This window comes from Brevibacterium sp. VCM10 (assembly GCF_000583215.1).
Classification (GTDB): Bacteria; Actinomycetota; Actinomycetes; order Actinomycetales; family Brevibacteriaceae; genus Brevibacterium; species Brevibacterium linens.
In genome coordinates this window covers 20,006-30,016 of sequence record NZ_JAJB01000062.1, presented here as the reverse complement: position 1 = coordinate 30,016, position 10,011 = coordinate 20,006, and the positions used below count along the sequence as shown (strand labels likewise).

Here is a 10,011-nt window from a genome sequence, read left to right as displayed (position 1 = left end):
GCAGGTCCACCTCGGCGAGGCGGCGTTGGATCGGCAGGAACTGCCGCTCGATATCGGCCTGGAACGACGCGAACAGCAGCCCCGAATCCCCACCGGCACCGGTCTCATAGTTGAACGTGCGCCGGTGGATCTGCGCCTCCGGACCCAGTCCGTCGCGGGCGCGAGCGATATGCGCGACCTGCGAGATCTTCGTCAGTCCGCGCTCATCGATGGCGGTGAAGTCCGGGACGTCGAACTCGTCCTTGCCCGACAGCGGTGCCCCGGTGTCCATGGTCCGCCCGACCGAGAACTCCCGCGCCGGACGGTCGGCCTGGTCCCAGGTGTCGAGGTTCATCGCGATATCACGCAGCACCAGCGTCGTTCCCCCACGCATCCACACAGGCAGATGCGCGCCGAGATCGGCCGGCGGCTCCCCGCGGGCGGAGAACACCGGGTCCGCAGTCTCGGTGCCCTGGCCCCAGATGATCCGCGCGAAGTCCTCGGATCCGGGCCCCGGATTCGCTGTGCCGTCGAGCTGACCGAAGAGGTTCCGCTGGGTCTTCCCCTCCCCCGAGCTGCCGTAGGCACGTCGAAATCCGTCGCGCTGCCAGGCCACCTTCGCGAATGAGCGTGAGTCCTTGAACAGCATGCGCCTGGCATGCGCCAAGGTCAGCGGGTCGTCGCCGCAGATCTGCAGGAGCAGGTCACCCGTGCAGCGGTCCTCATCGAGGCGATCGATCGAGAACGCCTCCAGCGGCTTCAACCAGTCCGGGACATGGTCCTTTCCTGCCAATGCCACCAGTGCGGCGCCGAATCCGAAAGTCACCGTCAGCCGGGCGGGGTCGACAGCGAGTTCGGATTCGGAGTCGGCCAACGGCGCCTGCCCCTGCGTCAGTGCGGCCGCATCCGCGGTGAGCAGCCGCAGCCAGCGCACCGCCTCGGCGGCCGTGGTCCCGGGCCCCAGTGTGAACGCGATGAAGTGCGCATACGCCTGCGCCGGGGTTTCGACACCGGACTGATGAAAGCCGTAGAACGGCTCGGTCTGCGGCCCGTTCGCCCCGTCCAGATCTCGCCGAGGCGGCCCGCCGTCACCGGCGCTCGCGCCCTGCGATTCGGAGCCGCGGCCGAGTGCGAATCCGCCCGCGGCACCGACGATTCCGACGCCCCCGGCTGCGGCCGCCGAGGTCAGGAGACCGCGGCGGCTGAAGCCGGGGCGACCGGGCTCAGTGGTCACCGTGATCTCCGTGGTCGGAGCCCTCGTTGTCGCCGTGGTCGGCGTGGTCGGCATTCTCACCGTCGCTGGAGCCTTCGGCTTCACCGGGCGCGTAGTCTTCCTGGGCTCCGGAGTACTCCTTCGCCACGGCAGTGACCTCGACGGTATCGCCGTCGGCGGTGACGAGGTCGAGGCTGATCTGCTCGCCCGGCTTGATGGCCTTCTTCAGGCCCATGATCATGATGTGATCGCCCCCGGGTTCGAGGTCGAGGCTCTCCCCGGCCGGGATGGTGAAGCCGCCCTTCTTCTCCTGCATGGACATTCCGCCGGAACCGTCGCCTTCGGTTTCGTGGAGTTGGACCATCTTCGCGTCCGCGTACTTCGCTTCGACGAGGGTGATGTCCCGGTCGGTGTTGTTCTTCAGTTCGCCGAAGACTGCGGTCATTCCGTCGTCGGCGGCCTTGACCCAGGCGCCGTCGAGGCTGAGCGCCTCGGCGTCGACTCGGCTGTCCACAGCGTCCGCTGAGGCGGAGCTGCTGCCTCCGGCCTGCGTCGACCCGGCCGCCGTGCTGTCGTCGTGACCGCAGCCTGCCAGGCCGATGGCGACGGCGATGGGCAGGGCAACGGCTAGGGTGATGTTCTTTCGCATGGTGTCTGCACTTTCGTCATTCAGGTGCAGTCGAGCACGGGTCGATCATGCAGGCTCGCCAAACGGCTTGAGCCTGGAGCCGCAGAGTCTCTGCCGCTGATGCGGCGGATTGGCTCGACTGTCACCAGGGGTCGGGTCGCCGCCGCTGAGGGGTCGGTCGCCCGATGATGGATGGGTTCACCCAGAGAATGGGTGCGAGACGACGATTGAATCGCCGTGGGAGGTGTCAGACGAGTGCGGGCGGGCCGCGCCGATAGTTCGGACCGACGACTGCCGAGGTGACCGGCTGCGGCAGTCGGAACGAAGGGCTGAGCTTGCGGAACGGTTCGTCGGCCAGGACCCCGGCCGCCTCGGAGAGGGCATGCAGTGCACCGATCACCGGCCCCAGGGCCAGCTGCAGAATGCTGAGGACGATGTCCTCACCGCGCTTGAGGAGCACGGCGGTGACGAGGACGGCGACGAGGTGGGCGATGATCATCCCCGCCGAGGCGGCACCGTGGTTCGCATGTCCGAGCGCGGATGCGGCCGGACCGAGATCAAGGGAGCCCGGGGCCGGGACGATGTGTCCGGCGTGGGCGTGGAGGACCGCCTCGGCGGAGGTGGAACCGGTCCCTGCGGTCCCGGTCTGACCGGTTCCGGAATGGGCGGTTCCCGTGTGCGCCCCCGCATGGGCGAGGGTGCGGGCGGACCAGCTCATCGTCAGGTGCATGAGCACCTGCCCGAGGCCGAGCAGTCCGGCCAGAGTGAGGTAGCCCAGGCGCCTGCCGGCGACGATCATCGCCGCCCAGAGGACGAGGACGAAGACGACCACAGTGCCGGGAACCGAGATTCCGCCTCCGGCGGCGAGGTGCATGAGCAGGGCGAGGAGGGTCGTGAAGAGAGCGGCGAAGAGCGCGCGTACGGATTTCGTCCATCCGGTCATGGGCCCTCCTCTCAGCTCGCTCCCACATTCTACTCAACGTAGAACACTTTCGGGAAGGCGGCTGAGCCTACATCCGCAGCCAGGTATCGGCGGTCTTCTTGACCATGGCGCCGGCGTCAGCGGCAGCATCGCCCCAGGTGACAAGCTTTCCGTCGGGATCTGTGGTGGAGTCGGAGAGGACGACGACGTCGAAGTTGCACACAAGGCCCGCCATCGCCGAGGCGTAGACGGCTCCGGGGGTGCTCGCCGAGGAGGCGCTGGCGTCGGCATCGCCTCCCGCTTCGGCGGCAGGGTCAGTGGCATCGCTGCCAGCTCCAGCGCCTGGCTTGCCTGTGTTGGCGTCGGCGCCGGGCGTGGCCGAGGTGGCGTCGGCGCCGGCGATGATGATCCGGTCGACGGAGAGGTCATGCAGACCTGCGGCCAGATCGTCGATGCCTTCGAACACATCGGGGCTTTCGGAGCGGAGTACGAGATCCTCTTCGTCGGGAACGAAGATGCTCAGCTCCTCATCGGGAGTGTCGGCGAGGTCGGCCTTCGTCGACGCGAAGATGAGCACGCCGCCCACAGCGCGGGTGCGGGTGACGATATCGCCGAGGGTCTCCATGGCGTCATCGCTGGGGTAGCTGGCGTCGTCGGTATCAATGAGGAGCAGGGCATCCATGCTCCAATCGTGCCACGACAGCCTGACACTTTCGAAGCCGGAACGCTGGCGCGAAGGCCTCCGTGGAGTGGGCCGGAAGCAGCACGAGTCATCGGCATGCGCTTCTGCAGGAATCTGGCAAGAGTCTATGGTTCTATGATCGAACATAGACGAACACATTATATCTGTTCGAAACTTTTTTCGATTCTCTATGGCATTCAATTGATTTGGAGAGTAAACTCGATTCCAACAACAACGATGTTGGTGAACGGAAATCATCCCCATGACCCTCACTCCCGAACGCAGCTCCGATCATTCCGCTCGGAACGCCGACAACTCCCCGCAGACCAGCGGTCACCCGCTGCTGGCCGACGAAGAGTGGGCGGATCTCAGCCGTTTTGCGCCCGAGGTCACCTCTTCGATCACTCAGCTGATGAGCCTCAAAGATGAGCTGCGCACGTTCGATCGCCCCATGGGACCGGACCAGGCCATCATGCTCGCCGATGGGGTCGAGGCGATCACACGCATCAACGACGCGTTGTCGACGCTCGCACTCTCCGTCTGCGAACGCGTTGGAACACCCAGCGATTTCGGCGCCAAGTCGACGAAATCGCTCATCGAGAACCGATTCAACCTCACCGGCGCGGAGGCGAACCGCCGCACCGATATGGCCAAGAACCTCGGCGGACGCGTCGATATGGCCGGCCAGGCTCTGCCGCCTCTCTACCCGGTCGTGGCGGATGCGCTCCATGCCGGCACGATCTCCGCCGCCCAGGCGTCTGTCATCGAAGACTGCATGCGCAAGCTGCCCACGTGGGTCAGTCAGGCCGTCCGCAGCGACGTCGAGACACGATTGGTCGACAACGCACCCAAGGTCCGCCTCAAGGACCTGCGCGAGATCTTCGGCAAACTCATGGGCTACATCGACCCGGACGGAGAAGAACCGAAAGACTCAAGCGACCGCTCGGCTTACAACATGTCCATGCGTGCCAGGGCCAACGGCGACTGGGAGCTGCGTGGGCTGCTCGACCCCGTCACCGGGGGCACTCTCAACGGACTGCTGACCTCACGGATCCAAGCTGCGGGAGAAGACGACAAGACCAACGCTGACAAAGCCGGCGCCGACACCGCCGGTGCTGACGAGAGCGGCGCCGGCATCAAGACCGCCGCTCCTGAGGCAACGAGCTCGCCGCTGCCCGATGAAGAGCTGCTCGAGATCGTCGATGCGGTGCTCTCCGGCGACCGGTATGACGCGAAGCGAGTTCCGGAACCCGATCTCGATGCAGCTCGCACGACCGGGAATCCGGCTGCCGCCCCCGGTGTCGGCATTCGTGAGGACGGCGGTTACGTCGACGTCAGCGCCGAACAGCCCTCGGCGCGCGAATGGATCTACGAACGATTCGCCGGCCTCGTCACCACGATCGATAAACAGCGGACGGCCGCAGGAGCGCCTTATGCTCTCGTCATCAACGCCACCGCCGAAGATCTGGCCAAAGGCACGGGACACGGTACCACGGGCGCCGACAATCCCATTCCCATCGAGGAACTGATGAGAAACGGCCTCAACGGCTCGCTGTTCTTCCACCTCATGAGCGACAAGGCCAAGACGATGCAGGTGGCCACAGAACAGCGCTTCGCCAATCGCAGACAGCTGGCAGTGATCACCGCCCGCGACCGAGGCTGCACCTTCCCCGGCTGTGACGCCCCTCCCGGTTGGTGCGATGCCAACCATGTGATTCCATGGGCGCTCGGCGGCAAGACGGAGATCAACAATCTCGCGCTGCTCTGCAGCTATCACCACCACCTGCTCGACCGCACCGATTGGGACACGGTGATGCTCTTCGACGGGCGACCGGCCTACGTTCCGCCCGCCGCAAAGGATCCTGCTCGAACTCCGATCCTCCACGCCCGCTTCATCGCGGATGACATCATCGACTCCCTGTTCGACAAATAGCCGCCCCACTTTCAGGGGACAGCTGTGCCCACTTTCCAAGTTCAGCCGGGCTCAGCCGGATTCAACTCGGCTCGGTCCGGTTCAGCCCGGTTCGGCCCGGTTCAGCTGCGTGACGGGCGCAGTCGCATCGGTCAGCCCTTCGAACTCAACGAGGCTCAGACGGATTCAGCAATGTTCGACCGGAGTCAACCGCCGAACCGCGAGCCTCGGATGCTCATGTCCCCATCGAGGAGCAGGAGTTCAGCCGGCATTCCGGGAGCCAACAGGCTGCCGGCATCGGCGGCACCACCCACCGCACGCAGAGAATCACTCGACCCCGGCACACCACCCACTGCACGCAGTGGAACGAGCCCCGCGGACTGCACAGCGTCGAACGGGCTGACCCCGACCTCGGTGACGGCCCGCTTCACGGCTTCGTCCATCGTCAACGTGGACCCCGCGATGGCTCCCTGAGTGCCGTCGGCGGTGACCAGGCGCGCCACGGCATCCTTGACTTCGACCGGGAGCGAACCGAGGTGATAGCTCCCGTCGTGCAGGCCCGTCGCCGCCATGGCATCGGTGATGAGCGCGAGGCGTCCGGGCACGAGTTCATGGAGCATGCGCGCGACAGGGGCGACGACGTGGACGCCGTCATTGATGAGTTCGACGGTGACATGCTCAGCTTCGGCCGCAGCCAGGACCGGCCCCGGAGCACGATGATGGATGCCCGGCATCGCGTTGAATGCGTGGGTGAGGATGCTTGCTCCCGCCTCGAACGCCTGCGCGGTCAGTTCGAAGTCGGCGGCCGTATGACCGACGGCCACACGCACGCCCGCCGCAGAGAACCGCGCGATCGCATCGAGCGCACCGGGCAGTTCGGGGGCAATCGTGATCTGCGCGAGAGTTCCGTCTGCGGCTTCGAGGATCGCCTCGACGGCCTCCGGGGTCGGCGACGTGAGCACCTCAGGGGCATGCGCACCCTTGAAATCCGGAGACAGGAACGGCCCTTCGGCATGCAGCCCCATGACCATGGCCCGATCGCGGACGAGACCGGCTCCGGCACGCAGGGACCGGCACAGACCGTCGATCGTGTCCGAGACGTAGGACAGCGCGAGCCTGCCGGTGCCGTGAGCCCGATGCACGTCGAGGATCGCATCGATCGCCTCGATCCCGTCCTCGGCGCTTGCGCCGCCCGCACCGTGGCAGTGGATGTCGACGAACGCGGGAGCCACGTATCCGCCGGCGGCGTCGATGACCTCTCCCCGCCCCGAGGCGGCTCCGTCCTTCCAGCCGTCCCCACGGCCCCGTGCCGTGACCGTACCTTCGGCGATCGCGATCCACGTATCCGCGGTCTCCTCGGTGGACGTCGCCCGATCACCGTCGAGGACGCACGCATTGTGGATGACCGCCTCAGCGGGGATCTGTGCGGTCTGTGTCATCGAGGTCCTTCCATCGCTCTGCGAACACAACATTCAGGGTACGGAATCGGATTGTGAACTGCCTACCGCAGGGTCCCGGCGAGCTCCCCCTCCGCAGGGTCCCGGCGAGCTCCCCCTCCGCAGGGTCCCGGCGAGCAGAGTGTCGACGGGCGGGGTGCCGGCGAATCGGCTATCGGCTCGTCCCGGGGGCGCGGACGAACCAGTAGCCGCCCCGAACCGGTAGCCGCCCCGCCCCGGGGCGCAGACGAACCGTTTGCCTCCCCACCTCAGGAAGCCGACGGATCGACTGCCGACTCAGCCCAGCGTGCGGACTCGGTCCGCGTCGATGCCGAGCACGTGCGAGTCGAGGAACGCGAGCACGGTTCGGTACCAGACCTCGGCGTTCCCACGGCCGAGGATCCAATGCCCCTCGTCGGGGAAATAGAGGAACCGGTGCTGAGTGTCGCCATCGGCGTCGAGCGGAGTCTTCGCCCGGGTGAGCAGGTCCAGCCACAGTTCCTGGCCCTGTCCGATCGGGACCCGGTAGTCCTTGTCACCGTGGATGACGAGCATCGGCACCTCGATGTCATCGGCGAACAGGTGCGGCGAATACTGCGCCGACTGTTCCCGCATCGCCTGATCCCAGGACGAATTGTCCGTCGTCCGCCCCATCGACGTGGTGTTCCACAGGGAGGCATGGGTGACGATGCACTTGAACGCGCTGCCGGTGTGCCCGGCCACCCAGTTGGCCATGTACCCGCCGTAGGATCCGCCAGCCAGGCCGATGCGTTCGGCATCGATGTCCGTCCTCTCCCCTGCGGCCTCGGTCAGCGCCATGATGTCGGTGAACGGAGTGCCGCCGAGCTGCTGCTGCCCGCGATCGATCATCGCCTGCCCATATCCGGTGGAGATCGCCGGATCCGGCAGCAGCACAGCATAACCGGCGGCCGCAAAAGGACCCGGATTCCACCGGTAGGTCCACGCATTCCACGACCCCCACGGTCCGCCGTGGGCGAAGACGACGAGCGGATGCGGCCCCTCCCCCTCCGGCAGGACCAGCCACGCACGGATCGGCGTGCCGTCCTCGGCACGGACCTCCACCTCGGTGAGGGTGCCTTCCTCGTCGAGGACCGTCGCCGGGTTCGCGAGTTCGCTGATGACACCGGTGGCGAGGTCGACGGAGATCGGCAGAGGAGCGACATCGATCGCCGAGGCGGTCGCCACGACCGTGTCCTCACGCAGGGCCAGCCCCGAGAATGAATACTTCTGATCGGTTCCCCCGACGAGCCGCCTGGGCTGCGCATCATTGACATCACCGATGAAGATGCTGCCGCGGCCGTGATCATCGGCGGTGGCCACAATGGTCGAATCGTCCGCCCAGATCGGAGAGAACCAGAAATCGGCATCCGGCCACACGGAATTCAGTTCCGCGGTCTCCAGGTCGAGGACCTTGAGTTCGGCCGCGAGGTTGGTCTGCGGAGTCCAGGCTTGTACGCGGGTGACCAGCGCTTTCGTTCCGTCCGGGCTGATGGCTTCGATGTCGAAGCTGTGATCGGCTGCCGGTTTCGTCAGACGGTGCAGTTCGGTTTCCCCGTCGAGGTCCACGCGCCAGATCTCACTGGCCTCGAGCTGGCCGGGGATCGGCTTCTCGAGCTGGACGAGGACGAAGCGTGCCTCATCGTCGACGGCCCAGTCGACCAGTCGACCGGACGGCAGAGACAGGTAGCGGAACCCCAAGCCCGACGGGGTACTCAGCTCGTCGCTGACTTCGGGAAAGTCGGCGGCCGCCTCGTTGAGGGTGGCCACGGCCAGGGTCTGTCGGCCCGGCCCCAGATCGTGGTCCCAGCGGCGGACCGGAAACCCGGTGTGGAGGATCCCGCTGACCTTCGCGTCACTGCGTTCGGAGCTGAACTCCTGATGGTCGTTTTCGTCGGCGGCCCATGTATGGACGGGAAACTCGACGACGATGGTCTCGCCCTTGACCTCGATGCGGGAGAAACCGCCCGAGTGGTCGGCGAGTTTGCGGGCCTCTCCGTTGTCCGGCAGCGCCCACAGGCTCGGGGACTCAGCATCTTTGCCGTCCTCGCCTTTGCGCTTGGAGGCGAAGACGATCGTGCCGTTCTCACTCAGCGCGGCCGGACCCACGGACTGGTCGCCGCGAGTGATGCGTCGGGGCTCCTCCCCGCTGATATCGGCGAGGTGGCTGAGAGGGGAATTGCCCTCGGAGTTGAGGAACGAGTACTGGGCGATGACGCGGCCGTTCTGATTCGTCAAGAGGCCTTGCAGGCGGCGGGCGTCGAGGAGTCGGGTCACTGCATCATGGGTCGTCATCTTCCCATCCTAGGTCCCAACGTCGACTCCCGGGTGAGATCTAAGGAAACTCCAGTTGACGGAGGTGGTCGGTCGGGGTCGGGATCACCGAGGTGGCTGGTCGGGGTCACGGTCGGGGGTCGCGGCCACGTGACCGCCGCGTCGTTCGACACTCCGCGGAAAGTCAGCGGAAGCTCGGTGCCGGGACCCTCTCACCATCGATCGTCACCGTCGGCAGCATCTTCTTGAAGTCCTCCGCCACTTCGGTGTTCGTCTTCGGTGTGCGCATCTCGATGGACAGATTCACCAAGCGCCCGTTGATCTTGTACCCCGTCTGCACGCCGAACGCATAGGTGGGTTTGCTGTTGAGAGCGAGGATCTCTGTGGGACCGAGTTCACCCTGATAGCTCCAGAACTCTCCCGCGGCCAGAGATCCCGTCCGCTCGGCCAACACCTGTGAGTCCTGTTCGGAGAAGTTGTAGCGTCGCTTACTGTCGACGACTTCCTGCGCACTGTCACCGTATTCGTCAGTGCAGTTGACGAGGATGATATCGGCGCGAGAACTGTCATCGCCGTGAGTGAAGACATGGAACTGATCGGTGTTGCCGCTGCTGTCCCTCCAGTCATCGCCGAGCGCGAAGCTGAGTTCGACCGGGCAGCTGCTGCCGAATGTCACCGACGTCTTCGTCATCCCCTCGGGGATTCCGGCCTCGGTGGGTGTGCCTGTGGGCTCGGGGCCGGCGGTCTCCTGTACACCGATCCGCATGGGCCCGGAAGATTTGTCTTCGGTGCGGATCTGGAAGACCGAACACCCGCTGAGCAGGACGGTCAGTGCGAGTGTGCCGGCGGCCGCGGCTCGCCGCACCGAGGCTGGTCGGCCCGAGACGGCTCTGCCCATTGCGGACCTCCCAGCTGGGAGGCCCTTCGACGCGACGCTCCCCGCGGAG

The 10,011-nt window shown here is 66.1% G+C and carries 8 protein-coding genes; 1 reads left to right on the top strand and 7 read right to left on the bottom strand.

Going from position 1 to position 10,011, the window contains the following annotated elements; translation table 11 throughout:
- The 4 genes from AD89_RS0115970 to AD89_RS0115955 all read right to left on the bottom strand — a co-directional run.
- Positions 1 to 1,213, bottom strand: a 1,213-nt coding sequence (locus AD89_RS0115970; RefSeq protein WP_035321205.1) for a Dyp-type peroxidase, incomplete at its 3' end; no start/stop codon positions are given.
- A complete protein-coding gene (locus AD89_RS0115965) occupies positions 1,203 to 1,841 on the bottom strand; it encodes a copper chaperone PCu(A)C (protein WP_025780502.1) in 639 nt (212 codons plus the stop codon). The genes AD89_RS0115965 and AD89_RS0115970, both read right to left, overlap by 11 nt.
- Before the next feature lie 226 nt (positions 1,842 to 2,067).
- The gene (locus tag AD89_RS0115960; RefSeq protein ID WP_025780500.1) at positions 2,068 to 2,763 is read right to left on the bottom strand and encodes a hypothetical protein; all 696 of its coding nucleotides are present in this window, start codon (positions 2,761 to 2,763) and stop codon (positions 2,068 to 2,070) included.
- Positions 2,764 to 2,830: 67 nt separating this feature from the next.
- Complete coding sequence (locus tag AD89_RS0115955; RefSeq protein WP_025780499.1) at positions 2,831 to 3,424, bottom strand: hypothetical protein; 594 nt, start codon at positions 3,422 to 3,424, stop codon at positions 2,831 to 2,833.
- 262 nt (positions 3,425 to 3,686) lie between these two features.
- Between AD89_RS0115955 and AD89_RS0115950 the strand changes: the two genes are divergently transcribed.
- Positions 3,687 to 5,357, top strand: a complete 1,671-nt coding sequence (locus AD89_RS0115950) for an HNH endonuclease signature motif containing protein (protein ID WP_025780497.1) — start codon at positions 3,687 to 3,689, stop codon at positions 5,355 to 5,357.
- Between the two features lie 185 nt (positions 5,358 to 5,542).
- Here AD89_RS0115950 and AD89_RS0115945 read toward each other — a convergent pair whose 3' ends face one another.
- From AD89_RS0115945 to AD89_RS0115935, 3 genes are all read right to left on the bottom strand, one after another.
- On the bottom strand, positions 5,543 to 6,775 hold the full coding sequence (locus AD89_RS0115945) for an N-acetylglucosamine-6-phosphate deacetylase (RefSeq protein ID WP_025780496.1): 1,233 nt from the start codon (positions 6,773 to 6,775) through the stop codon (positions 5,543 to 5,545).
- A gap of 294 nt (positions 6,776 to 7,069) precedes the next feature.
- On the bottom strand, positions 7,070 to 9,085 hold the full coding sequence (locus tag AD89_RS0115940) for a S9 family peptidase (RefSeq protein WP_025780495.1): 2,016 nt from the start codon (positions 9,083 to 9,085) through the stop codon (positions 7,070 to 7,072).
- Between the two features lie 163 nt (positions 9,086 to 9,248).
- Positions 9,249 to 9,962 carry a hypothetical protein gene (locus tag AD89_RS0115935; protein ID WP_025780493.1) on the bottom strand — a complete coding sequence of 238 codons (714 nt, stop codon included), beginning with the start codon at positions 9,960 to 9,962 and terminating at the stop codon, positions 9,249 to 9,251.
- Between the last annotated feature and the right edge of the window lie 49 nt (positions 9,963 to 10,011).